24 protein-coding genes and 2 pseudogenes are annotated in these 24,139 nt (G+C 67.8%); 12 read left to right on the forward strand and 14 right to left on the reverse strand.

Annotated elements, in window-relative coordinates; translation table 11 throughout:
• Window positions 1-75 precede the first annotated feature (75 nt).
• Entirely contained in the window at window positions 76-783 is a 708-nt protein-coding gene (locus CA951_RS21740) for a hypothetical protein (RefSeq protein ID WP_256974025.1), read from the reverse strand.
• Window positions 784-1,212: 429 nt separating this feature from the next.
• Between CA951_RS21740 and CA951_RS21745 the strand changes: the two genes are divergently transcribed.
• Genes CA951_RS21745 through CA951_RS21755 form a run of 3 tightly spaced genes read left to right on the forward strand, consistent with a single transcriptional unit; the run spans window position 1,213 to window position 4,431 of the window.
• Window positions 1,213-2,445, forward strand: coding sequence for an aminotransferase class I/II-fold pyridoxal phosphate-dependent enzyme (locus CA951_RS21745; RefSeq protein ID WP_087558793.1), 1,233 nt, complete (start codon window positions 1,213-1,215; stop codon window positions 2,443-2,445).
• The gene (locus CA951_RS21750) at window positions 2,445-3,968 is read left to right on the forward strand and encodes an NAD-dependent epimerase/dehydratase family protein (RefSeq protein WP_087558794.1); all 1,524 of its coding nucleotides are present in this window, start codon (window positions 2,445-2,447) and stop codon (window positions 3,966-3,968) included. Before CA951_RS21745 ends, CA951_RS21750 begins: the two co-directional genes overlap by 1 nt.
• Window positions 3,969-4,011: 43 nt before the next feature.
• Window positions 4,012-4,431: a carboxymuconolactone decarboxylase family protein gene (locus CA951_RS21755; protein ID WP_087558795.1), complete on the forward strand. Its 420-nt coding sequence runs from the start codon at window positions 4,012-4,014 to the stop codon at window positions 4,429-4,431.
• A 9-nt stretch (window positions 4,432-4,440) separates the two neighbouring features.
• On the opposite strand, the gene aztD is transcribed toward CA951_RS21755, so the two are convergent.
• The 4 genes from aztD to aztB form a co-directional block, all read right to left on the reverse strand.
• Window positions 4,441-5,637 carry a zinc metallochaperone AztD gene (gene aztD / locus CA951_RS21760; protein ID WP_087558796.1) on the reverse strand — a complete coding sequence of 399 codons (1,197 nt, stop codon included), beginning with the start codon at window positions 5,635-5,637 and terminating at the stop codon, window positions 4,441-4,443.
• A 68-nt stretch (window positions 5,638-5,705) separates the two neighbouring features.
• On the reverse strand, window positions 5,706-6,617 hold the full coding sequence (gene aztC / locus CA951_RS21765; protein WP_087558797.1) for a zinc ABC transporter substrate-binding protein AztC: 912 nt from the start codon (window positions 6,615-6,617) through the stop codon (window positions 5,706-5,708).
• 5 nt (window positions 6,618-6,622) lie between these two features.
• Window positions 6,623-7,879, reverse strand: coding sequence for an ABC transporter (locus CA951_RS21770; RefSeq protein ID WP_087558798.1), 1,257 nt, complete (start codon window positions 7,877-7,879; stop codon window positions 6,623-6,625).
• 13 nt (window positions 7,880-7,892) lie between these two features.
• On the reverse strand, window positions 7,893-8,747 hold the full coding sequence (gene aztB, locus CA951_RS21775) for a zinc ABC transporter permease AztB (RefSeq protein WP_087558799.1): 855 nt from the start codon (window positions 8,745-8,747) through the stop codon (window positions 7,893-7,895).
• An 18-nt stretch (window positions 8,748-8,765) separates the two neighbouring features.
• Here aztB and aztA point away from each other — a divergent pair, with 18 nt between their 5' ends.
• Window positions 8,766-9,446: a zinc ABC transporter ATP-binding protein AztA gene (gene aztA, locus CA951_RS21780; protein ID WP_087558800.1), complete on the forward strand. Its 681-nt coding sequence runs from the start codon at window positions 8,766-8,768 to the stop codon at window positions 9,444-9,446.
• Here the strand turns inward: aztA and CA951_RS21785 are convergent.
• The 3 genes from CA951_RS21785 to CA951_RS21795 form a co-directional block, all read right to left on the reverse strand.
• On the reverse strand, window positions 9,395-9,787 hold the full coding sequence (locus CA951_RS21785; protein ID WP_087558985.1) for a VOC family protein: 393 nt from the start codon (window positions 9,785-9,787) through the stop codon (window positions 9,395-9,397). The two genes, aztA and CA951_RS21785, sit on opposite strands and share 52 nt — an antisense overlap.
• 26 nt (window positions 9,788-9,813) lie before the next feature.
• Window positions 9,814-10,287: a VOC family protein gene (locus CA951_RS21790; RefSeq protein ID WP_087558801.1), complete on the reverse strand. Its 474-nt coding sequence runs from the start codon at window positions 10,285-10,287 to the stop codon at window positions 9,814-9,816.
• A 90-nt stretch (window positions 10,288-10,377) separates the two neighbouring features.
• Window positions 10,378-11,655 carry an aromatic acid/H+ symport family MFS transporter gene (locus CA951_RS21795; RefSeq protein ID WP_087558802.1) on the reverse strand — a complete coding sequence of 426 codons (1,278 nt, stop codon included), beginning with the start codon at window positions 11,653-11,655 and terminating at the stop codon, window positions 10,378-10,380.
• A 218-nt stretch (window positions 11,656-11,873) separates the two neighbouring features.
• Here CA951_RS21795 and CA951_RS21800 point away from each other — a divergent pair, with 218 nt between their 5' ends.
• The 7 genes and pseudogenes from CA951_RS21800 to CA951_RS45155 all read left to right on the forward strand — a co-directional run.
• A complete protein-coding gene (locus CA951_RS21800) occupies window positions 11,874-13,937 on the forward strand; it encodes an acyltransferase family protein (RefSeq protein WP_087558803.1) in 2,064 nt (687 codons plus the stop codon).
• A gap of 16 nt (window positions 13,938-13,953) precedes the next feature.
• Window positions 13,954-14,691: an IclR family transcriptional regulator gene (locus tag CA951_RS21805; protein WP_087558804.1), complete on the forward strand. Its 738-nt coding sequence runs from the start codon at window positions 13,954-13,956 to the stop codon at window positions 14,689-14,691.
• Window positions 14,692-14,782: 91 nt separating this feature from the next.
• Window positions 14,783-15,961, forward strand: coding sequence for a 4-hydroxybenzoate 3-monooxygenase (locus tag CA951_RS21810; protein WP_087558805.1), 1,179 nt, complete (start codon window positions 14,783-14,785; stop codon window positions 15,959-15,961).
• A 265-nt stretch (window positions 15,962-16,226) separates the two neighbouring features.
• A pseudogene (locus CA951_RS44425) lies at window positions 16,227-16,468 on the forward strand (hypothetical protein); the annotation flags it as partial.
• Window positions 16,469-16,579: 111 nt separating this feature from the next.
• Window positions 16,580-16,900, forward strand: coding sequence for a nucleotidyltransferase family protein (locus CA951_RS21815; protein WP_087558806.1), 321 nt, complete (start codon window positions 16,580-16,582; stop codon window positions 16,898-16,900).
• Window positions 16,901-16,990: 90 nt separating this feature from the next.
• Window positions 16,991-17,233 (forward strand): DUF86 domain-containing protein, encoded by a 243-nt coding sequence (locus tag CA951_RS21820; RefSeq protein ID WP_179220269.1) that lies wholly within the window; start codon window positions 16,991-16,993, stop codon window positions 17,231-17,233.
• Between the two features lie 166 nt (window positions 17,234-17,399).
• A pseudogene (locus CA951_RS45155) lies at window positions 17,400-17,845 on the forward strand (type I restriction enzyme endonuclease domain-containing protein); the annotation flags it as partial.
• Window positions 17,846-17,887: 42 nt separating this feature from the next.
• Here CA951_RS45155 and CA951_RS21830 read toward each other — a convergent pair.
• From CA951_RS21830 to CA951_RS21855, 6 genes are all read right to left on the reverse strand, one after another.
• Window positions 17,888-18,505: a TetR family transcriptional regulator gene (locus CA951_RS21830; RefSeq protein ID WP_143543083.1), complete on the reverse strand. Its 618-nt coding sequence runs from the start codon at window positions 18,503-18,505 to the stop codon at window positions 17,888-17,890.
• A 10-nt stretch (window positions 18,506-18,515) separates the two neighbouring features.
• Entirely contained in the window at window positions 18,516-19,790 is a 1,275-nt protein-coding gene (locus CA951_RS21835; protein WP_087558808.1) for an NAD(P)/FAD-dependent oxidoreductase, read from the reverse strand.
• Entirely contained in the window at window positions 19,787-19,972 is a 186-nt protein-coding gene (locus tag CA951_RS21840) for a rubredoxin (RefSeq protein ID WP_012689462.1), read from the reverse strand. The genes CA951_RS21835 and CA951_RS21840 overlap by 4 nt, the downstream gene beginning before the upstream one ends.
• Window position 19,973: 1 nt before the next feature.
• A complete protein-coding gene (locus CA951_RS21845) occupies window positions 19,974-20,141 on the reverse strand; it encodes a rubredoxin (protein ID WP_087558809.1) in 168 nt (55 codons plus the stop codon).
• Window positions 20,141-21,373: an alkane 1-monooxygenase gene (locus tag CA951_RS21850; protein ID WP_087558810.1), complete on the reverse strand. Its 1,233-nt coding sequence runs from the start codon at window positions 21,371-21,373 to the stop codon at window positions 20,141-20,143. The genes CA951_RS21845 and CA951_RS21850 overlap by 1 nt, the downstream gene beginning before the upstream one ends.
• Window positions 21,374-21,640: 267 nt before the next feature.
• Window positions 21,641-21,991, reverse strand: a complete 351-nt coding sequence (locus tag CA951_RS21855) for a YrdB family protein (RefSeq protein ID WP_087558811.1) — start codon at window positions 21,989-21,991, stop codon at window positions 21,641-21,643.
• Between the two features lie 63 nt (window positions 21,992-22,054).
• Here CA951_RS21855 and CA951_RS21860 point away from each other — a divergent pair, with 63 nt between their 5' ends.
• Window positions 22,055-24,103, forward strand: a complete 2,049-nt coding sequence (locus tag CA951_RS21860; RefSeq protein ID WP_143543084.1) for a M13 family metallopeptidase — start codon at window positions 22,055-22,057, stop codon at window positions 24,101-24,103.
• Window positions 24,104-24,139 lie beyond the last annotated feature (36 nt).

Here is a 24,139-nt window from a genome sequence, read left to right on the forward strand (position 1 = left end):
CAGCTCCTGGTCCGGCGGTCGGTGGTTCGGAGACCTTTATAGTCCCGATCACCGACAGCCCGGGCCGCGGCACGCTCAGACGAAGGCGAACTCGTCCCCGGCGTGGAACTTTGCGAGCGATTCGGAGACCGACCGCCGCGACGGCGGGTGGAACGCGAACGCGTGGACGGCGGCGGTGAGGTAGCCGATGTCGGAGGACTTGATGAACGCGATCCCGCCGAGCGACTCGACGGCCGCCGAGGACGCGCGGACCAGGGCGTCGCGAATCGCGATGCGCGAGAGGAGGAGACGCACCGAGATGTCCTGTCCGCGTTCGCCCTCGTCCACCGCGCGGGCGATGTTCTCGACGGCGCCCATGGCGTTCTCGACGTCCGCGGCGGCGCGCACGTACCCCTCGTAGTCGTCCTTGCCTGCAGCCAGCAGTCGTTCGAGCAGCGCGCTCGCCGCACCCAGGTAGTTGGCGGTGACGAGCATCCCGAACCACAGGTAGCCGGTCATCTCGTGTTGCCCGTCCGGGTCGTCGGCGCCGTTGAGCAGGACGAGGTCGGCCGGGATCTCGACGTCCTCGAGGTGTACCTCGTCGCTTTCGGCGCCGGCGAGGATCCAACTCTCCCAGAACGGCCGCACCGTGATCCCCGGCGTGTTGGCCGGGATCAGTGCGATCGCCCTCTCCCCGGTGTCGACCTCGACGCTCGCGGTGAGCAGGTCCATCGACCCCGACAGACTGCACGGCTTCTTGCTGCCGTTGACGATGTAGCTCGAGCCCTTCTTCCTGGCGGTCATCGCCGAGCGAGGGTGACCTGCTGCCGATGGCCCGTTGGACGCGCACGGACTCCAGCGCGGTGGCGCCCAGCCCACCGGACTCCTTCGGGATGGTCAGCGCGGTACCGCCCGCTTCCCGGAAACGCCTGATCGCCCCGCTGTCTCTGCCTTCCAGTGTGAGCAGTGGTGTCTCGTCCAGGTAGGTGGCGAGGTCGGGCAGGTAGGACTTCAGCGCTGCGTGTTCGCGGGCCATCAATGCGGTCATGACACTCCTCGAATGTATTCGCGGACATTTCGGATTTCCCGAAACATCGATGGAACAGGGATATCCATAGGGACATTCGGAGCGAGGTGTGGTCGTGGTTTGGTCGGCGCCACCAAACCGCATCGGCCACCGCTCCGAATCAACGGAGTAATCCCGATCATGCACACCGCGAGGAGTTGGTATCGATGGCTCTGAACAGGTTGATCAAGAGGCTGGGTGGCGACGACCGGGTGGATCTACTCCGGGCAGTTCGCGAGTCCGACGTGAGTCCGTACTTCCGGGTGATGGAGTCCGTCACCGCACCCGTCGTCCAGGTGGAAGGCGCCGACCGGATCATGCTCGGTTCCAACAACTATCTCGGTCTCGCCGATCATCCCGCCATCCGTCGGGGAGCGCAGGACGCCCTCGACACGTTCGGCGGCGCGATCACCGGAAGCCGGCTCCTGAACGGCACCATGGACCTGCACCTCGACCTCGAGTCGGAGATCGCCGAATGGCACGGCACCGAGGACGCGATGGTCTTCACCACCGGCTATCAAACGAATCTGGGCACCATCAGTGCCGTCGTCGGGAAGGGTGACGTCGTCGCCGTCGACGCCGCCGCCCACGCGTCGATCCGGGACGGCTGTGCTCTGTCCGGCGCGACGATCCGCAAGTTCCGTCACAACGACGTCGCCCACCTGGAGACCATTCTCGGGGAAACAGCGGATGACGACGGCGCGGTGCTGGTGATCGTGGACGGGTTGTATTCGATGGAGGGCGATCTCGCCCCACTCGGCGCGGTCTCCGAACTCTGCGACCGGTACGGCGCGGCCCTGATGGTGGACGAGGCGCACAGTCTCGGCATCTTCGGCGAGCAGCGGACCGGCGCCGCCGAACTGCTCGGCATCGACGGCCACACCGACATCCGGATGGCCTCGCTGTCCAAAAGTCCCAGCTCCACGGGAGGATTTATCGCGGGGTCCCGCGATCTCCTCGACTCGTTGCGGGTGAACGCCCGCGCCTTCCTCTTCACGACGTCCGGTGTTCCCGCCGCGGTGGGAGCGTCCCTCGCCGCGGTGCGGCTGATCCGCAGCGAGGAGGGGGAACAACGCGCGCGGCGGGCGCTGGACAACGCCGCCGTCCTCCGGTCCGGTCTCGCGGACAACGGTCTCGAGGTGGGCGCGCTGTCTCCACTTCCCGGCGGCCGTGAGACGGTGACGCCCATCGTGTCCGTTCACATCGGCGACGACCTCGAGGCGATGGGCCTCTGGCGCACGTTGTTCGACAGGGGCGTGTTCACCAGTGCCGCACTCTATCCCGCCGTTCCCCGATCGGGTGCGATGCTCCGGCTCTGCGTCATGGCCACCCACACCGACGCCCAGTTGCGGAGGGCGGTGGACGTGATCTCCGAGACCGTCACGGAAGCCGCGGCCTGATGAAGGTGGCGGTCACCGGGGCGACGAGCGATTTCGGCGCCGCGATCCTGCCCGTGCTGCTGGACGATCCGGAAATCGACACGGTGATCGGGCTCGGCAGGCGGGAACTGCCCATCGAGCATCCGAAACTCGAGTTCGTCCGGATGGACATCCGCGACCCGGGCATCGAGGACGTGTTCCGCGGCTGCGAGGCCGTCGTGCACCTGGCGTTCGTGGTGGAGGAGATCTGGGACAAGGCGGTCACTCACGACATCAACCTGAGGGGTTCGCGCAACGTCGTCGACTCCGCCTACCGGGCGGGAGTGCTCCGCGTCGTGATCGCGTCGAGCATCAACGCGTACGGACCGGAGCTGCGACCGAAGCCGGTGACCGAAGATGTTTATCCCGCAGGGGATCCCGACCGGTACTACTTCCACGACAAGGCGGAGGTCGAGCATTACGCCGAGTGGTGGCTGCGCCGCCATCCGGGGGAGATGGCGATCTCGATGCTGCGCCCCACCTACATCATCGGACCCGCGTTCTCCAACGACGGCATCGACCAGCTCACCGGTCCGGTCGGCGCGTTCCCACGCGCCGACGAAGCGGCATATCAGTTTCTGCACCAGCGGGACATGGCCGACGCGTTCCATCGCGCGGTGAAGCAGGATCTGGTGGGACCGTTCAACCTCGGTCCGAGGGACTGGGTGGGGGTCCGCGAACTCGCGGCGATGCAGGGACAGCGGATGTTCGACGTGCCCGAGCGACCGGCGGTCGTGGCCGCAAATGTCCTGTTCCGGCTCGGGCTCACCGCGTTCTCCGGTCAGTGGGTGACCGCGGGCGAGACCGTCGTCGATTCGACGCGGCTCACCGAGGCGACGGGCTGGACGCCCTCGCTGACGGCCCGGGAGTCGGCGGCCGTCATGATCCTGCTGCAGGGGAAACCCCTGTTGCGCAGAGAGGATGCCCTGGAACGCCGCATCGCCTGCGAGGCGGCGCTCGAGCCGGCGTCCGAATTCGTCGGCGTCGACGGCCGCGGGCTCGAACACGTCCAGATTCCCGCGGCGACCGGAGCCGTGCACGCCGAGGTCCACTCCGCAGGGTCGGGCGGCGCAGCCACCGTCGTACTGCCCGCGCCGCCCGGACTCCACGCGCGGTACCTCACGCCGCTCGCCGTGGAGTTGGCGGAGAACGGCGTGAACGTCGTCGTCGTGGACCTTCCCGGGCACGGGTTGAGCACCGGGAAGCGTGGTCTTGCGACGGCGGCCGGGGTGCACGACGCCCTGGCGGTCGCGCTCGGCTACGCCAGGATCCGGTTCGGCGGCACGCCGCATGTGGTCCGGGTGGGCGACGCGACCCCGCCCGTGTCGCGGCCCGGACGCTGGCGGTCGTGGGTCGCCCGGTCCCGGACTCGGGTGGTCGTCAATCCGGCCGACGGACTGCTCCCGCGCAAACTGGATTACCAGGGTGGGCTCGAACACCTCCCGCACGCATACTCCGCCCGCGACGTCACCTCGGTCGTCCACACCGATCGAGTCGACTCGTAGAGTGACTCCTGACCACGTCGACGCCGTGAACAGGAGTAAGCCGATGACCAGTGAAGTGCCCCCGACACGGAGCCCCGCCGTCGAGGCAGGCCTGACGGTGCGGCGTGAGGTGATGGGTCCCGACTTCGTCGAGCGGGCGCTCACCCGGACCGCGGGCACCGACAGCGAGCAGTTGCAGGAGTTCGTCACCGAGCACGTCTGGGACGCCGTGTGGAATCGGCCCGGGCTGGACCGGCGCAGCCGCAGCCTCCTCAACCTCGGCATGCTCATCGCGCTGCGTGCGCACGGAGAGCTGAAGGGGCACGTGCGGGGTGCACTGCGAAACGGTCTGACCCGCACCGAGATCGTCGAGGCGGTGATCCACGCGAGCGCCTACTGCGGTGCCCCCGCCGGCCTGTCGGCGATGACCGTGGTGCAGGAGGCGCTCGACGCGGAACTGGGACCGCTCGAATCCCAGGACTGACGACCCGGCTCAGCCCGTCACGCCGGTGATCTCGTTCGGGGTCTCCGGCAGGTCGGCCTGCCCGGACACGGCCCACGTGTCGAGGTCGATCGTGTGGATCTTCTTGTTCGCGGGATCGGTCACGTAGGCCGTGTGGTCCTGCACGTACAGCGCGGGACGCGGCGACTGCCACTTGTCCGGCTCGGTCCACGGATCGAGGACGTCGACGGTGCGGCTCACGGCCTTGGTGTTCGGGTCGATCACGTGCAGGGCGCCGTCGGTGCCGAGGACGAGGGCCTCACCGTTTGGGGCGCGCCCGAGCGACCGGAACGTGTAGCTGGTGCCCAGGTCGACGAGGGTGAGCTGTCCCGTGGCGGTGTCGGTGAGGGAGACCCGTTCGGGGCGTTCGAGTTCGGCGTCGGGGTCGGTCTTGTAGTCGCCCAGCAGGATCGGGGAGTTCTCGTCGCCGGCCTGGTTGCCGATGCGACCGTAGGGGTCGGGGCTCGTCACCTTGGTGATGACGCCGTCCCGGTAGATCAGCAGGCCGTTCTGGCATCCCACGACTACTGTCTCGTCGGCGGCGACGGCCTCCCCGTGCACGCCGGGGCAGTCCTCGTTGCGCGCGATCTCCTTGCGGGCGCGGTCGAGTACGACGATGCCGGTGCGCTTGTCCTCGTTGCCGACGGTGGTGAGCAGGCTGCCGTCGGAGAGTTCCACGGCCACACCGTGATGCGCTTCCGGGGTCGTGAACTCGGTGGTGGCCGGGGTGCCCTGGGCGAGTGCGGCCGGGTCGAACACGCGCACCAGTCCGGTGCCGTCGTCGAACAGCACGGTCTTGCCGCCGTGCCGGACCACGTGCCCGGGCGTCTTCGCCTCGAACGCGACGTCGGTGAGTGCGGGTGCGGCGGTGTAGTGGCTGCCGCCGTCCGTCCAGGTTCCCGTGTCGAGGGCGGTGAAACTGTTGCCGGTGCTGATCAGCACGTGCCGGTCGTCGCCGGCGGGGTTGAGCCGGGTGAAGCCGTCCATCTCGGCCGAACCGACCACGTCGAGGCTCTGCGCGTCGAGGACGAGCACCCCGCCGTCGTAGCTCAGCGCGAGTCGCGGCGTCGCCGAGTCGGTGGTGGACGCTTCGGCCGTGCCGGAGTCGGTGGAGCAGGACGTGAGAAGTGCCGCCGAGAGTGCAACGGCGGCAACGGCGGTGGGTCGGGGTTTACGAAAAAGGGTCACCCATGAGAAGTACCCCCTTGTTGCAAACGGTTGTCAAAGTCGTAAGTGTGCATGTGGCGATGCATCGATCACGTCAACCCCTGCACGATCGCCACGGAATTCGCATCCATCATCTCGATGTACGTGCCCGCACCCGAGCCGGGCTCACCCAGCGACTCCGTGAACAGCGAGACGACGTCCACCGGAACGCGGGCTTCCGACGCCAGCACCTGTGCGAGCCGATCGGGCTGGGAGGAGTCGACGAAGATCGCAGGGACCTTCGCCGCCGTGACGGTCGCGGCCAGGTCCGACAGATCCGACGCACTGGGGGACGCCAGGGTGGTCCCGCTGGGAATCACCGCCCCGATCGTGTCGAAGCCGAAACGCTCTGCCAGATAACCGAACACGTGATGGTTGGTCACCAGCTTGCGCCGATCGGGCGGGACGGTTGCGAATCTGTCCGTCATCCGGGCGGTGAGTTCCGCGAGTTCCCGGGCGTAGCCCTCGGCGTTCGTGCGGACGGCATCCGCGTCGATGTCCGGCACGTGTTCGATCACCGCGTCGCGGATCAGGGCGACGGCGTCCCGCATGCGGTCCGGATCGGTCCAGACGTGCGGATCCATGGTGCCCGAAGACTTTCCGGAGCGATACTCGATCGGCCGCACCGCCTCGCCGATCTGCAGGATCGGGACGCCCTCCGCGCGCGCGGTGTCGACGGTGTTGCCGATTCCCTCCTCGAGGCCGAGTCCGTTCGACACGAGGAGGTCGGCGCGTTCCACCCGCGCGGCGTCCGAGGCGGAGATCTCGAACGAATGGGGATCGGCGCCCCTCGGCATCAGCACCGTCACGTCGGCCCGGTCGCCGACGACGTTCTGCACCACGTCACCCAGAATGTTCGTGGTCACCACGACGACGGGCCCGTCGGACGAACCCGGCATACACGCGGTCACCGGCAGCGCCGCGAGCGCGGCCAGGAGGGCCAGCGGCAGCAGGCGCCGCATCCTCGTCACAGCCCGACCACGCCGAGGGTGGACGCGGCGACGCCCACGTCGAGGGTGCGCGCGATCCGGGCATCGTCCCGGAAGTCGATCTCGGCCACCGTCTTCGACGCGGGATCCGACACGTACGCGCGGGTGCCGCCGACGGCGATCACCGGTGGGGTCGCGGACGCGTCGCTCGTGTCGTAGGGGCGTGCCAGGACGCGGGACGACGCGGTCTCCGCGCCGGACTGCGCGTCGTACACGCGGAAGGTGCCGTCGGCGAGGACGGCGAATACCGAGCGTCCGTCGCCCGCGAGCGCGACGTCCAGCGCCCGATCCGGGGTCCGGACGTGCGTCCACCCGCGGGTGCGCACATCGAAGACCAGCAGTCCGTCGTTGGTGGCGGCGGGCCCCGCGGTGGCGACGTGGAGCGGCAATCCGTCGTGTCCGCGGAGCGCGGTGGGACGGGTGGCGGCACCGACGCCCGCCGGGTACGCAACCTTCTCCGACGTCCAGGTGCCGTCGGCGGTGGTCGCGAGGAAAAGTCCGTCCTCGCACGCCCCCAGGACGTGTGTGTCGGACACGGCCGCGCCGTTCAGGTTCGGGCAGGCGGTGTCGAAGCTCTGCTGGAACCCGCCGTCCGCGGTGTGGAGGTCGAGCGGGCCGGTGCCGTCCGCCGCCGAGATCACGAGTCCGTCGGCGATCGGCAGCGCGACACCGTGGTGCGGGGCGTCGGCCTCCACGACCGTGCCGACGTCGATGCCGTCCTTGCGGAGCGCGGCGAAGTCGATCACCCGGGCGACGCCGTCGCCGTCGAAGAACGTCGCGACCTTGTCGTCGCCTACGATCACCCGCCCGGGGCCGTCGCCCTCGAGGGCGCCGAGTTCGACCGGTTCCTTGGTGTACGAGTGGGTGTGGTCGCCGTGGTCGATGGTCCAGGTGCCGGCGTCCACGACGTGCACGGCGCCGCCGGTACCGTCGACGGCGAATGCGTAGCGGTCCTTCACCGTCGTCACCTGTGCCGGGTTGTCGAACTCGAACGAACGGAGGGTCTCGCCGGTCGTGAGGTCGAGGACGTTCACGCGGCCGGAGTCGGCGTCCGACACGACGAGGCGGGGTTCGGGCCCTTCCACCTCGGTGGATCCGGCCTCGGCGGCGAGGTCGCTACCCGGTTGGCCTCGGCCGCCGGGGGAGGTCGCCTCCTCCGGTGGGGACGCACAGGCGCCGACGGTCAGTGCGGCCACCGCGGCTACCGCTGCGCGGGCAAGGGTCGTGTTCGGCATTCGGGCTCTCCATCTATCGAACGGGTATCGGGGTGGGTGACACGGCAGGTCGGAGTCGTCGCGTTGCCGACCGGATGACGGCGGCGACGAAGAATTGGAGGACGGCGATCCCGGCGATCGTCGCGCCCGCGGCGGTGTCGGCGTTCCACGACACGATCAGTCCCGTGAGTGTCGCGGACCAGCCGAGCAGTACGGCAATGGCCATCGTGGCGCCGATCGACCTGCCGAACAGCGCCGCGGTGGCCGAGGGCGCGACGAGCAGTCCGAACACGAGCAGGGTGCCGACGATGCGGAACGACGCCACCACGGCGAGGACCACCAGCGCGAGCAGGGCGAGGTGCGCCCACCGCGGCCGCAGCCCCAGGGTGTGGGCCTTGCGTTCGTCGAAGACGAGGGCGACGAACGGGCGGTACGCGATTACCGAGACGATCCCGGCGACAGCGGCCGCCGCGGTGAGCCAGACCAGGTCGCCGAGCGTCGCGGACAGGACGTCACCGAAGAGGAAGGCGGTGAGATCGACCGCGAACGATCGTGCGCGCGAGACGATCACGACGCCGAGCGCGAGCATGCCGACGAACAGCAGGCCGATCCCGGTGTCCTCGGACAGTCGCGAGTTCTTCGAGACCCACGCGACGCCGAGGATCATGACGACCGCGCTGGCGGCCGCGCCGGCGAGGAGATTGGCGCCCGCGAGATAGGCGACGGCCACGCCGGGCAGCATGCCGTGCGAGATGGCCTCGCTCATGAAGGCCATGCCCCGCAACACGACCCACGTACCCACTAGTCCGCAGAGGACGGACACCAGCATGCCCGCGAGCAGTGCGCGCTGGACGAAGGACACCGTCAGGGGGTCGAGTAGCCATTCCACTCTGCTAATCTAACGATAATGATTGTCGTAAGCGAAATCGCGGTTCGATACGGTGCGACCCCGGCGTTGAACGGTGTGAGTGTGTGCCTCACGCCGGGCACCGTCACGGCCGTCGTGGGGCACAACGGTTCGGGGAAGTCGACCCTCCTGCAGTGCCTCGCCGGCATCGCGCGGGTCACGTCGGGGCGGATCGACGGCACGGACGGGCTGCGCACGGCGTATGTGCCGCAACGGAATGCGGTGAGTGAACAGCTACCGTTGACCGTGCGTGAGGTGGTGGCCATGGGGGCCTGGCAACGGCGCGGATTGTGGCGGCGGCTCACCCGCGGCGACCGGGACGCCGTCGACGCGGCGCTGCACAGGCTGGGTCTCGCGGATCTCGCTGCGCGGCCGATCGGCGCGCTGTCGGGTGGGCAGCGTCAGCGCGCCCTGCTCGCGCAGGCGCTCGTGCAACGCGGCGACCTGCTGCTCCTCGACGAGCCGACAACCGGACTCGACGCGCACGCCCGCGCGGTGATCGGCGACGTCGTCGAAGAAGAGGCCGCGCGGGGTGCGATCGTCGTGACGGCCACGCACGAATCCCGCGACGCGGACCGTGCCGACCACGTGCTCACCCTGTCGTCGGGGGTGCCGGTGCCGAGCGGAACTCAGCCCACTTCGACGATGACGAGTCTGTTGCCGTCCGGATCGCGGAAGTAGAACATGGGCGGCACGTAGTCGCCCATCCGCAGGACCTCCGCATCCACGTCGACGCCGCTCGCCGACAGGGTGGCATGGTCGGCGTCGGCGTCCGACGTGGTGAGCCGGATGCCGGTTTCGACGCCCGCCGGGACACCGTCGCGGGTCGGCACGAGCGCGATCGACGTGGCCGAACCCGGCGGTGCCACCTCCACCCAGCGCTGGCCGGGGCTGAACTCCGCATCCATGCGACGCTCGAAACCGAGTGTGCCCACATAGAATTCGAGTGCACGATCCTGGTCGGTCACGGGAACCGCGACCGTGTGCACCCCGTTGATGTGAGTCTTTCCGTCTTCGGTCATGCCGTCCACCTCCCCGTCGGCAGGCGTCACGCCTGCTCGGCTGCCTTCTCGAGTTCGGCGACGTCGAGTTTGCGCATCTTCAGCATCGCCTGCATGGCACGCTGTGCCTTCGCGTCGTCGGGGTCGCGCATGAGTTCGTACAGCCGCTCCGGGACCACCTGCCAGGACACCCCGAAACGGTCCTTGACCCAACCGCATTGGCTTTCCTCGCCGCCGTCGGTGAAGGCGTCCCAGTACCGGTCCACTTCTTCCTGATCGGCACACAGGATCTCGAAGGAGATGGCCTCGTCGAACGTGAACTGCGGGCCGCCGTTGAGCGCGATGAACGGCTGTCCGTTGATCTCGAAGGACACGGTCAGCACCTGTCCCTCCGGGCCGGGAGTGTTCGGACCGTAGTGGGTGACCTCCGTGATCCGCGAGTTCGGGAACAGGGAGGTGTAGAACTTCGCGGCCTCTTCGCCGTTTGTGTCGAACCAGAGACAGGGGGTGATGGGTTTCATGGCGCATTCCTCTCGCGGGTCCTCGTCGGTTCATCCTCGCCGATATAGACCGCACCTACGCCCGAAACTCATCGGACCGCTGTCAGGAGTTCAGCGCACCGTCCTGGTGGACGAGATGGCGATCGCTCCGAACAGCCCGACCAGGGCGAATGCGTAGAAGCCCCACGGGACCGCGTAGCCGGCGCCGAGCAGGACACCGCCGAGGATCGGGCCGCAGATCGCGCCGACCCGGCCCACCCCGGCCGACCAGCCGAGGGCGGTCGCACGGATCTGCGGCGGGTGGTTGGCGCTCGTGAACGCGTAGACGAGAACCTGTGCGCTGAACACAAAGCAGCCGGCGAGGAACACCAGGGCGTAGATGCCGAACGACACCTTGACGCTAAGCAGGGCGAGGAACACTGCGGCACCCGCGAACCAGATGATGGCCGCGGTGCGCGGACCGATCTTGTTGGCGACGCCGCCCGCGATCAGCAGTCCGACCACCGCGCCGGCGTTGAGGATCAGCAGGAACGTCAGCGACGCGCCGAGGTCGTAGCCCGCCTCGCGCATGATCGTCGGCAGCCACGTGTTGAGGCCGTAGACGAGCAGAAGTCCCATGAACGAGGTGACCCAGATGGCGATGCTGTTGCGCAGGAACGGCCGCGAGAACAGGGCGCGCACCGGGTTGGCCGAGGCGGCGGCGGGGGCGTCGGCGGCGGGGGCCGCTTCCAGTTCCAGGCCGTACTGCTTCGCGATGGCCTCGGCCTCGGCGCGCTTGCCGTGCGACAGCAGGTAGGAGGGCGACTCGGGGAGGTACCGCAGCATCAGCGGAATCAGGACCACCGCGGGCAGGGCGCCGACGACGAACATCGAACGCCAGCCGAACGGTTCGATCAGGACGATCGCCAGCGCCGCCGTCGCGACCGCACCCACGTGATATCCGGTCATCAGCAGAGTCGACGCGGAACCGCCGCCCTGCTTCTTCGAGAATTCGTTCACCAGGGCGAGCGCGGTCGGCAGCGCGCCGCCGAGACCGACCCCGGCGAGGAAGCGGAACAGTCCGAACAGGAACGGGTTGGGCGCGACCGCGCAGAGGAGTGTGAGGACCGAGAACGCGGCCACCGCGTACAGCAGGGCGCGCCTGCGTCCGATGACGTCGGTGAGCGTGCCGATGACGAGCGCGCCGATGGTCATGCCGACCAGGCCGAACGTCGAGATGAACGTGATCGCACCCGTCGACAGATTCCAGTCGCTGTATTCGCGGAGCGAGGGGATGACGGCGCCGAGGACGACCAGGTCGAAACCGTCGAGCAGCACGGCCACCCAGCAGAGGGGCGCGACCCAGAGGGCGGTGGAGGCGCGGGCGGCGCTTCGTTGGGAAGTGGTCATGATGTCCTCGACTCGAGCGGTGTTCGCGATACGAACCCTGGTTCTGTAGGCGCACTCATTGTGTGGCGCGCCATAGTTGCCTGTCAAACACGGCTACTCCACATGGGGCGGTCCGGCGACCTTGGGCGTGCGCCCAAAATCACCGCGGGTTGGTCAAGGCTTGGTAAACACCGTGTGGATAATCGACCGGGTACCGAGTCGATGAGCCAGGACGGACTGTGAGAACCAACCACCAGGTGGCTACCGGCCGTCCGCGCGGCGCCGCGTCACCGTCGCCGGCCGGCGCCTACCGGTACGACCTCGACGGACTGCGCGGTATCGCGATCGCGCTCGTGGTCGTCTATCACGTGTGGTTCGGGCGGGTGTCCGGCGGCGTCGACATCTTCCTGGTGCTCTCCGGCTTCTTCTTCACCGGCATGCTCGTGCGCCGGGTGGGCGCGGATTCCGGCCCGTCGATCCCCGCCGTCCTGCGGCGCACCGCCCGGCGACTGCTGCCCGCCCTGGTGGTGGTGACGGCCGCGACGGCCGTCGTCACCGTCGTGCAACGGCCCTTCACCCAGTGGTCCGGGATCGCCGATCAACTCCTCGCGTCGCTGCTGTACATGCAGAACTGGCAACTGGCCCGGACGGCGTCCGACTACGCCGCCGCCGACGCCTCCGTCAGTCCGCTGCAGCACCTGTGGTCGATGTCCGTGCAGGGGCAGTTCTACGTGCTCGCACTCGCGGTGGTCGCGTGGGTGGCCTGGACGTGCCGGCGCCGGATCGGTCTCGTGCGGCCCCTGCTCGGCGGCATCCTCGGTGCGGGGTTCCTGGTGTCGTTCGGGTACGCCGCGGCGCTGTCGCAGGACCGCCAGTCGTGGGCGTACTTCGACACGTTCGCGCGACTGTGGGAGTTGCTCGCGGGTGCGCTGCTCGCGCTCGTCGTGCACCGGGTCGACCTGCCCCGAGGGTGGCGGGTGGTCCTCGCGGTGTCGGGATTCGCCATCGTGCTCGGGTGCGGATTCCTCGTCGACGGCGCCGCCCTGTTCCCCGGACCGGCGGCCCTGATCCCGGTGGTCGCGGCGGTCGCGCTGATCCTCGCCGGAACCGGCCCGTCCGACCAGCCGGGGGTCGTCACGATGCTGGCGTCCCGGCCGTTCGTCGAACTCGGTGGCCTCGCCTATTCGCTGTACCTGTGGCACTGGCCGATCCTCGTCTTCTACCTCACCTGGCGGGAGCGGCCCGCGGTCGGAGCGCTCGGCGGGCTCGCGGTCATCCTCGTGTCGCTCGTGCTGGCGTGGCTCACCCAGCGGCTGATCGAGGCGCGGTTCCAGGGCGGGGCCCGTCCGGGACGCGCGCTCACCGCCCTGGTCGCGGTCCTCGGCGTCGCCGTCGTCGGCTCGGCGTCCGGGTGGCACGCGTACCTCGTCCGCAACCCCGAGACGACCGCCCGGGTCGGGGCGCTGGACCCTTGGCTGTACCCCGGCGCGGCGTCGCTGACAGACGGTCTGTTCTCGCCGCGCGCGGACATGCGGCCCACCCTGCTCGAGGCGCCGGGCGACCTGCCGCAGCCGACCCTCGACGGCTGCATCTCCGATCTGAGCACCCGCGACGTCGTCACCTGCGTGTACGGCGACGTGTCCGCCGATCGGACAATCGCGGTGGTGGGCAGTTCCCACGCCGAACACTGGGTGCCCGCGCTCGACCGCATCGGACAACAGCGCGGCGTCCGCGTCGAGACGTACCTGAAGATGGGGTGCCCGCTGACCGTCGCGGACGTCCCGTTGCTCGCCGGCGAGCCGTATCCCGACTGCGGCGACTGGTCTCGCGACGTCCTCGACCGGCTGCGTGATCACCGGCCGGACTGGGTGTTCTCGACGTCCTCGAGGCCCAACGACGAGGGGGCAGGCGACGTCACCCCCGACGACTACGTGGGCCTGTGGGAGCGGCTCGCCGATTTCGGGCTCCCGTTCCTCGGCATCCGCGACACCCCGTGGCTACACCACGACGGCGTCCCGTATTCGGCCGTCGACTGCCTGGCCGGCGGCGGCGACCCCGACGGTTGCGGACTGCCCCGCGACGACGTACTGGCCCCGGACAATCCGACGGTCGAGGCGGCCCGCGACCTGCCGTCGGTGCATCCGCTCGACCTCACCGACGCCGTCTGTGACGTGGCGATCTGCCGTGCGGTGCAGGGAAACATCCTCGTCTACCACGATTCGCACCACCTCTCGGCGACGTACGTCCGGAGCCTCGCCCCCGAACTCGACCGGCAGGTCGGCATGGCCACCCGCTGGTGGTGACCGGGATACTGACGGCATGTCCGAAGACGACCGGAGCATGCTGGGACGGGCCTTCCTGGTGCTGGGGTCGTTCACGTCGGAACGCCCGCGGCTGTCGCAGTCGGAGCTGAGCCGTCGCACCGGACTGCCGCTGCCGACCGTGCACCGGCTGTGCCGTCAGCTGGTCGCGAACGGTGCGCTCGAACGCGTCGACGACGGGCACTACGAGATCGGGGTGCGGCTGTGGGAGTTGGGTGCGCTCGCGCCCCGCGCCCACGGGCTGCGGCAAGTGGCGTTGCCGTACCTCGAGGACCTGTACGAGGCGACACGGGAGAACGTGCAACTCGTGGTCCGGGAGGATCTCGAGGCGCTGTACATCGAACGGCTGTCGGCGCGCGGGGCCGTGACCGTCGTCGGCAGGGCAGGTGGCCGGTTGCCGCTGCACGCGTCGAGCGGCGGTCTCGTGCTGTTGGCGTTCGGTGGCACGGCCCTGCTCGACGACGTCCTCGCGGCGGGCCTCGAACGATTCACCCCGTCGACCATCACCACCGAACACCGCCTGCGCAGCACCCTCGACGACATTCGCCGGACCGGGTGGGTCACGTGCCGCGAACACCTCAACGTCGGAACGCTGGCCGTGGCTGCGCCGGTGTCGCGGTCGACGGGGGAGGTGGTGGCCGCCGTGTCCGTCGTGGTTCCGGCGGAGAAGGATCCCGCACCCCTGATCCCCGCCGTGCGGGCGGCGGCGCGGGGCATTTCCCGGGGCGTCGCGTAGCTCGTCTTTCACTCAGTGAAAGCGGGGGTGTTGCGATCACACGCCGCGCAGCACAGTGACTGGTGTCACGAACTACGCGAGGAGTCAGCTCATGAACACACAGGTCGGGATCGTCGGCGGGGGCCCCGCAGGACTGATGCTCTCCCATCTCCTGCACCTGAAGGGCATCGATTCCGTCGTGCTCGAAAGCCGCACCCGCGAGGAGGTGGAGGGCACCATCCGGGCCGGTGTGCTCGAGCAGAACACCGTCGACCTCATGGTCGACACCGGACTCGGCGACCGCGTCAAGCGTGAAGGGCTCACCCACCACGGCATCGAACTGCGATTCGGCGGCCGCGGCCACCGCATCGACTTCGACGAACTGACGAACGGCCGCGCCGTCACCGTCTACCCGCAGCACGAGGTCCTCAAAGACCTCATCGCCCGCCGACTCGACGACGACGGCGACATCCGCTTCGGCGTCTCCGACGTGCAGGTGCACGCCCACACCACCGACAACCCCAAGATCACCTATGTCGACGCCGACGGCAACGAGCAGACCCTGACGTGCGCACTCGTCGCCGGCTGCGACGGCTCCCGCACCTCCACCCGCCGCCTCATCCCCGAGACCACCGTCCGCACCGACCACTTCCGGCAGTACCCGTTCGCCTGGTTCGGCATCCTCGCCGAGGCCCCGCCGTCCTCCGAGGAACTGATCTACGCCAACCACCCGCGCGGCTTCGCCCTCATCAGCACCCGCACCCCCGACGTCCAGCGGCACTACCTGCAGGTCGACCCCGACGACTCCGTCGACAACTGGTCCGACGACCGCATCTGGTCGGAACTGCACGCCCGCGTCGACGGCGAAGGCGCGGAAATCAAGGACGGCAAGATCTTCCAGAAGTCGATCCTCCAGTTCCGCAGCTTCGTGTGCGAACCCATGCAGCACGGCAACCTCTTCCTCGCCGGCGACGCCGCCCACACCGTGCCCCCCACCGGCGCGAAGGGCATGAACCTCGCCATCGCCGACGTCTACTTCCTGTCCGAGGCGATGTCCGAGTACTTCGCCACCCGCAGCCGCGCCGGACTCGACGGCTACACCGACAGCGTCCTCCCGCGCGTCTGGCGGACCCAGCACTTCTCCTGGTGGATGTCCTCGATGCTGCACCGCCTCCCCGACGACACCGGATTCGGCCACAAACGGCAGGTCGCCGAACTCGACATGGTCACCCGCTCCGCCGCAGGCCGCGCCCTCATCGCGGAGAACTATGTCGGCACTCCTTTGCGCTGACGCGCCCGTGAGTACTTATTAACCGCCCGACGTTAATAAGTACTCACGGGTGGCGGAGCCGCACGCGCGAATCCTCCTGCTGCTGAATCCAAGTGACGCGCGCAGGGTGCTGAGACTTGTCGGACCCAGAACGGCGGCGAGTAACTGGTTCGTGCTCCTACCCGGACGCGACTTCTGCAGTAGCAACGTGTGAATGAGATCGCGTCGATCAAGTGCCGCCAACCATGCTTGCTGTGCAAATGTGGATCGCGGCGAGCATTCGGATTCGGCTTCGCTCGCTGAGATCAAGGAAGCTGACTACGCGCTGACTCCCGGACGGTACGTCGGTGCTGACGCGGTTGAGGACGACGGCGAGCCGATTGGCGAGAAGATCGAGCCTTTGTCGACTGAACTCCTCGCTCATTCGACGAGTCAGTGCGGTTGCAGGCCCTCGCGTGCGAAAGTTGGGGTGCCGGGAATCGCACCATCGGCACAGTGCACGACTTTCGCGCCGGATGCACGTGGTGAACTGGAACGGCGCATCCGTTCGAGAGTAGGTCGAGTGCGGTGAAGACGTAGTCACAGTCGCGTGGATGAAAGTACCGTGGAAGCGGGTGCCTACTGTGGAAGGACGTCGACATGGCTGGACCGACCCCCCACAGTGAACGGCTGCGAGCAGTCTTGACCGCACATCGCGACGAGGTGCGGCGGGTCTTCGCGAAGTACGGTGCATTCGATGTCAAGTTGTTCGGGTCCGTTGCACGAGGCGACGCGGGGGCTGACAGTGACATCGACTTGATGGTCACTATCGATGCTCCAGACTACGAGCAGGTTGTTTCGATGCTCGGCCTAGCCGACGAACTGTCCGGTTTGCTGGGAACCAAGGTGGACGTCGTTGCGCGTGGGGTAGCCAAGGACGCAGTTTCCGATACGGCGCGAACCGACATGGTCGACGTGTGAGTAGGGCAGACCGCGACCACTCCAGGACATCCTTGGCGCCATCGGGGCAGCGATGCGGTACTACCCAAAATGTCGGGTGACGACCGCGACATGGCGCACGACGCGATCGTGCGCCAGCTCGAGGTCATCGGGGAGGCCGCCAATCGACTCGATCCGGAAACGAAGGCGAAGACGCCGGAGATCGAATGGCACAAGATCTCCGGAGTTCGAAACCTCGCGATCCACGAGTACTTCCGGGTGAATCAGTCGATTGTCGAAGGCATAGTCATCAACTATTTGCCTCAGCTGCGCGAGGCAATCGAGCGAATCCTCGACAGACAAACTGACGTTTGAAGGCGGGGTGACGCAGCGAAACTGCTGCCACTTCCCTCGCTGACTGCGGTCGAGGACTCCACCCCGTCGCCCACCGGAGCTTGTTCCAGATCGGCGACGTCGAGCCGGCGGGTGAATCGAATCCCGCGTGGGGCAGGGCTTCCCGAGTGCGCTGTGCGAGCGTGGTTTCCGCAAGTTCTCGTCCCAGCTGTGCCGCGTGTGGGTAATCTGCGGTGATCGTGAGGAACTGCGGGAGCCGGCATCCGCCGCCTCCTTCGAAGAAGTGCGCGTATACATGGCGAAGTGGGACGCGGAGGCGCGGAATGCCCGCGGCGAGGCGTTGCCGGAGGACGTCCGGCGGGCACTGCGCCAGCTCATGGCTGCCTCCGTCGAATCAGGTGAGGTTCTCACACAAACATTCAGCTCACTTCCGCGGAAGTGATCGCGGCGCTCGTCGAGGTCGCGAAGGAAGTGGTGGCGGAGTCGGACCGGGGAAAGAACTTCTCGCCCCCTCTGGACGAGAACGAACTCGCGTTCTACGACGCTGTCGCGCAGAACGAGTTCGCGGTAGAAGAACAGGGCGAAGGCAAGCTGGCCGAGATCGCCCGCGACCTGGTCGCGGTGATGCGCCGCGCACCCGTGAGTACTTATTAACCGCCCGACGTTAATAAGTACTCACGGGTGGCGGAGCCGCCGTAGGAAGGGGGCGAAGAGCCGGGCGGTGTTCGCCGATGCCGTCGCGGTGTCTTCCGGCGGGTTGGCGATGAAACTCAACGCAAGCCGGACGATGGCGTGCGCGAGGATGTCCGCGTCTTCGGGGGAGGCGTTCACCCACGACCGCTGCAACGTCTCGGCGAGCCGCTCGGCCGCGGGACGGATGATGATGTCGCTGTCCGTGGTGATCAGGCGCAGCAGATCCTCGGGCGCCTGCCCCTGGTGCAGCGACAACACCAGGGGATCGGCGCCGCTGAGTGCGAAGAACGTCGCATAGCCTTGCCGCAGAGCGGTTGTCACGTCGTCGGGGTTGTCGTACAACGCGGACTCGATGACGGTGACGAGGCTGTCGGTCAACCGCAGGGCGTATCCCTCCGCAAGGCCGCGCCGCGAGCGGAACTCCTTGTAGATCGTCTGCCTGCTCATGCCTGCAGCGGCCGCGACGTCGGTCATGGTGATCGTCGGCCACGGACGTTCGAGGAGCAGTTCCCGCAGCGCATCGAGGGTTGTCTCCCGCATCAGCGACGTCGCGGCGAGCCGGTACCGGCTCTGTCGTTCGGCGCGATCGTGTGCGGACATGAGATCGATGCTAGCGGGCGGGTGTTACCAAGCCTTCCCGCTCACGGGCGGGCACGTCCGCCAGGGCGACCGACTCGTCAGCCAACGCGGCGCGGTCGACCGTGCCGCCCCGGGCGATCATCGTGCGCAGGGTCCGGAGGTCTTTCGGACGGCCCACGGCGATGGCCCCTACCGGTGTGCCCTCGCGCATCGCGACCGCCGTGAAATCGCGGTCCGCGATCGAACCGCGGACCACATAGTCGTCGTCGACACGGGTTGCGCCTGCGAACTGCACGGTGTGGCCGTACTGCGTGGACCACCCCCACGGAACGTCCGTGAACGGTGTGGGATTGCCGAGGATGGAGTGCGCGGCGGCAATCCCCTGTGCCTGAGCGCCGTTCCAGTGTTCGGAGCGATACCGTTCGGTGTCACGCGCGCCCGGTATGTTGGCTGCGTCGCCGGCGGCGAAGACGCCGTCGGCCGACGTGCGGAACATCCCGTCGACGGTGATGCCGTTGTGGACGCGCAGTCCCGCCGCGACGGCAAGCGACACCTCGGGAACGGTGCCGACCGACACGAGGACGGTCCCGGCACTCCAGGTGCGACCATCGGCCGCGGTGGCCAGGGCGGCGCCGTCGTCGCCCACGTCGAGCGAGGCGAGCGCGACGTTCGTGCAGACGTCCACGTCGTTCTCGGAGTGTAGGGAGGCGATCATCGTCGAGACGTCCGGCGGCACGATGCGACTGAGGAGCGACGGGTCCCGTTCGAGAACGGTGACGTCCGCGCCCAGCGACCGCGCCGTTGCGGCGACCTCGCATCCGATGAGGCCTCCGCCGATCACGAGCAGGGAACCGGTGCGTCGAATCGACTCCCGGAGCGAATCCGTATCAGCCATCGACCGAAGGGTGAAGACATTTGCGCCGGAGACGCCGTCGAGTCGGCGCGCCCGGCCACCGGTCGCGAGCAGCAGAGCACTGAAATGCAGTGTCTCGCCGGACGAGAGCGTCAACACCTTCCGTCGTACGTCGAGTTCGACCGCCGTTGCCCCGGTAACCAATTCGATGTCCTGCTCTGTCCAGAACGAGTCCGGCTTCAGCGCGGTCTTCTCCGCGGCCGTGGCACCCGACAGGAGGTCCTTCGACACCGTCGGGCGCCGATACGGCGGCGAGGGTTCGTCTCCGATCAGGACGACGCGCCCGCGGAAACCTTCCGAGCGGAGCGTCTGCGCGGCGCTTGCCCCCGCGACACCCGACCCGACGATGACCACCGTCGACAGTTCGGTGGACGGATTCGGCACCGCACTCATGCCCGGCTGACCTCGACCATGTCGAAGTCGGCCTTGGCGGCGCCGCAGTCGGGGCACGACCAGTCGTCGGGAATGTCGTCCCACCGGGTGCCCGGCTCGATGCCGTCCTCCGGCCAGCCCTCGGCCTCGTCGTACTCGAATCCGCACTGGGCACAGCGAAAAAGCTTGAAATCGGTACTCATGTCATGCCACCTTCGTTTCGAAATCGATCTTCTCGCGGACCCCGCAATCGGGGCAGCACCAGTCGTCGGGCACATCGGCCCACGGGGTGCCGGCGGGGAATCCTTCACGGGGTGCGCCGGACGCTTCGTCGTAGACGTAGTCGCAGACCGGGCACTGGTAGGCGGCCATCACCGAACTCCGCCGTCGTACTTGGCCAGAACCTTCTCGCGTTTGCCGGGTTGGATGTTCACGCGGGTGATGTCGCCGTCGTAGTGGTCGAGCACCCGATGGTCCATCACCTTGCGCCACAGCGGCGGGAAGTACGCGAGCGTGATCATGCTGGCGTAGCCGCTGGGCAGGTTGGGGGCGCCGTCCATGCTCCGCAGCGTCTGGTACCGCCGAGTCGGGTTCGCGTGATGGTCGCTGTGGCGCTGCAGGTGGTACAGGAAGATGTTGGTCACGATGTGGTCGGAGTTCCAGCTGTGTACGGGCGCGCAACGCTCGTAGCGGCCGCTGGCGGTCTTCTGACGCATCAGGCCGTAGTGCTCGAGGTAGTTGACCGTTTCGAGGAGCGAGAAACCGTAGACGGCCTGGATGATCAGGAACGGGATGACGACCGGACCGAATATCGCGATGAGTGCGCCGAACAGCACCACCGACATGAGCCACGCGTTGAGCACGTCGTTGTGAATGCTCCACGTGCTCTTGCCGAGTCGGTGCATCCGGGTCTTCTCCAGCTCCCACGACGACTTCAGGCTGCCCCACACGCTGCGGGGGAGGAACGCCCAGAAGCTTTCTCCGAACCGGGAACTCGCCGGGTCCTCGGGGGTCGCGACCCGCACGTGATGGCCGCGATTGTGCTCGATGTAGAAGTGGCCGTAGAAGGTCTGCGCGAGAGTGATCTTGGCCAGCCAGCGTTCGAGGTCGGTCTTCTTGTGACCCATCTCGTGGGCGGTGTTGATGCCGATGCCGCCCATGACGGCGACGCTGAACGCGACACCGATCTTCGAGACCAGTCCGAGGCCGCCGTCGATGCCGAGCCAGGACAGGCTGTCCGCCGACCAGAGGTAGCACGCGAACACCAGGCTCGCCAGCTGGAACGGGATGAACACGTACGTGCAGTACCGGTAGTACCTGTCGTTCTCGAGCTGTTCCATCACTTCCTCTGGCGGGTTCTGACCGTCGGGTCCGAAGAACCTGTCGAGGATCGGGAGCACGATGAACAGCAACAGCGCGCCGATCCACCACCACACCGGAGCCACCGCCGACCATCCGAGTTGGTTGAAGGCCCACACCAGCCCCGCGGCGAGGAACAGTGCGGTCGGGGGTATCAACCCCATCAGCCACAGGTAGCGCTTGCGGTCGCGCCAGGCTTCCGGGGGTGCTTCCTCTGTCGTCCTGCCGATATCCGACGTCGTCACGGTCCGAACCTCCTCGTCCAGTAGCTGTCGCGGTATGAACCAGCTCACTCTCCCTTGGACAGTACACGGACTTGGATCCAAGGTCTAGACAAAATTAGTAATTTGTAAATCACGACAGGACGCCGCTTTAACGCCGGGGTCGTCCCGGCCGATAGACGGTGCGACACCGTTTCCCTGTGCGGAGGAGGTCCTCGATGTTCCGCGACCCCGGACTGCCCGACTGGCTCGAATTCGTTCTCGGCCTGCTCGGGTACCGCTGGTAGTCCTCTACTCCGGCGTGCGTAAGCGCGCCGCGAATGTCGCCGTCGCCACGACGGCGAAGACCAGCCCCCACCACGGGTGACCGGCGAATGCGACGAGCACGCCGGTGACCGCGAACAGTGCGGTCTGGGCGACCAGTCGCGCGGGGTTGGGTAGTCGTCGGGTCGATTTCGGGGCCATCGCGACGCCCCAGATCACGGCCGCTGCCACTGGGAGGAGCACCGCGAGTACCACCTGCACGACCGTCGAGTTCGCGAGCGACCACCCCGCGACGGCAAGCAGGACCAGCATCGCCATCTCGCAGGCGAACGCCACGACGTCGAGAGCACCCACTCGTTGCGCGCCGGCCTCGCTCATCGACCCAGCTTAAATGCGTACGTTGGAAGGGACGGCGAATACGGGACGACGGAAGAGAGACTGGTGCAGTTCGGGCGCAGACGATGGTTCGCGGTAGTGGCGACGGGGGCGGCCCTGACGATGGGCGTCGCGAGTTGCTCGTCGCCGCCGGCCTCGGACACCGCGTTCGACACCACCGAACTGGACTCCGCGATCAACCCCTGTGACGACCTCTACGGGATGGTCAACGACACCTGGCTCGCGGAGACCCCGATCCCGGACGACGAATCCGGGTACGGCGTCTTCAACCAGCTGCGCGACGAGAGTCTGGAGACGCAGCGGGGGATCGCCCAGGACGCCGCGGAGACGCTCGGGAGTGAGGACGCCAATTCGGACCGGTCCAAGATCGGCGCGCTCTACGAGTCGGCGATGGACGAGAAGTCCATCGATGCAGCCGGTGTCGCCCCGCTGCAACCGGAGTTGGCTCGGATCGATGCCATCGGATCCGCTGCGGACGTCGCGACATTTCTCACCGAGGATGCCGCGGACGGCGGATCGATCGTCTTCGGCCTCACCGCGGGCGCCGACTACCGGGATGCGACGAAGCAGATCGGATTCGTCGCCCCGACCGGAATCTCGTTGCCGTCCAAGGACTACTACAGCGACCCGCAGTACGCACCGATCCTCGATGCCTACCGCAGCTACCTCGGAACGTCACTCGACCTGATCGGCGCCGACGCGGCGCAGGCCGATCAGGCCGTCGAACTCGAGAAGGCGCTGGCGGACGCGTCGCTGTCACCCGAACAGGCACGCGATCCCGCGACGCAGTACAACCTCGTCACCGTGGATCAGGCGAACGCGACGACGCCGGCATTCGACTGGCGGCAGTACCTCGCCGCGCAGGGCGTCTCGCCCGACGCGGGATTCTCCCTCGCCGCCACCCCCTACTTCACTCGCGTGAACGAACTCCTGGAACGCGCTCCCGTCGACCAGTGGAAGTCCTACCTGCGCGCACAGGTGGTGTCCCGCTCGGCCGAGCGGCTGTCGAAGCCGTTTCGGGACAACCAATTCGCATTCGACAAGCAGATCTCGGGCAGCACCGCGCAGAAACCCCGCTGGAAGACTGCCGTCGCGGACGTGAACACCGCGATGGGTGAGGCGATGGGCGAACTGTACGTGCAGGAGGCGTTCGACCCGGCAGCGAAGGACCGCGCCCAGCAACTCGTCCGGCACGTCCTCGACGCGCTGAAGGTGCGCATCGAGAACGTGGACTGGATGAGTCCGGAAACCAAGCAGAAGGCACTCGACAAGTGGTCGCAACTGGTCCCCAAGATCGGCTACCCCGACACGTGGCGCGACTGGTCCGGTTTGCAGATCAGCCGCGGCGACTACTTCGGCAATCTCGCCGCAGCCGACAAGTTCAATCACGCCTACGATCTGGCGAAGATCGGGAAACCGTCCGACCGCACGCAGTGGGCGATGACCCCACAGACCGTCAACGCGTATTACAGCCCGAGCGACAACACGATCAATTTCCCCGCCGCGATCCTGCAGGCCCCGTTCTTCGACCCGAACGCCGACGACGCCCTCAACTTCGGCGGCATCGGCTCCGTCATCGGGCACGAGGCCACCCACGGGTTCGACGACCAGGGCAGCCAATTCGACGGCAAAGGTAACAACGTGAACTGGTGGACCCCCGCGGACAGCGAACAGTTCGCGGCCCGGACGGAGAAACTCGTCGACCAGTTCGACGGCTACGCCCCGATCCCCGGCCGGCCCGACATCCACGTCAACGGCAACCTGACGCTCGGGGAGAACATCGCCGACCTGGGCGGCGTCAACGCGTCGTACGACGCACTGCAGGCCGCGCTCGATTCCGACCCCGGGTCGGCGGAGGAGAAGATCGACGGCTACACGCCCGGTCAGCGGTTCTTCCTCAACTACGCCCGGGTGTGGCGCGAGAAGACCCGCGACGAGGCCCTGATCACCCAGCTGAGCAGCGACCCGCACGCGCCGTCGGATCTTCGCGTCAATGGGGTCGTCGCGAATGTCCCGGGATTCGGGGAATCCTTCGACTGCCCGCCGGGATCCCCGCTGGTGCACGAGGGCGACGAACGGGTGGTGATCTGGTAGTGGCTTCGCCCCGTGAGTACTTGTTAACCGCCGGCG

The organism is Rhodococcus sp. NCIMB 12038 (genome assembly GCF_002165735.1).
GTDB lineage: Bacteria > Actinomycetota > Actinomycetes > Mycobacteriales > Mycobacteriaceae > Rhodococcus_F.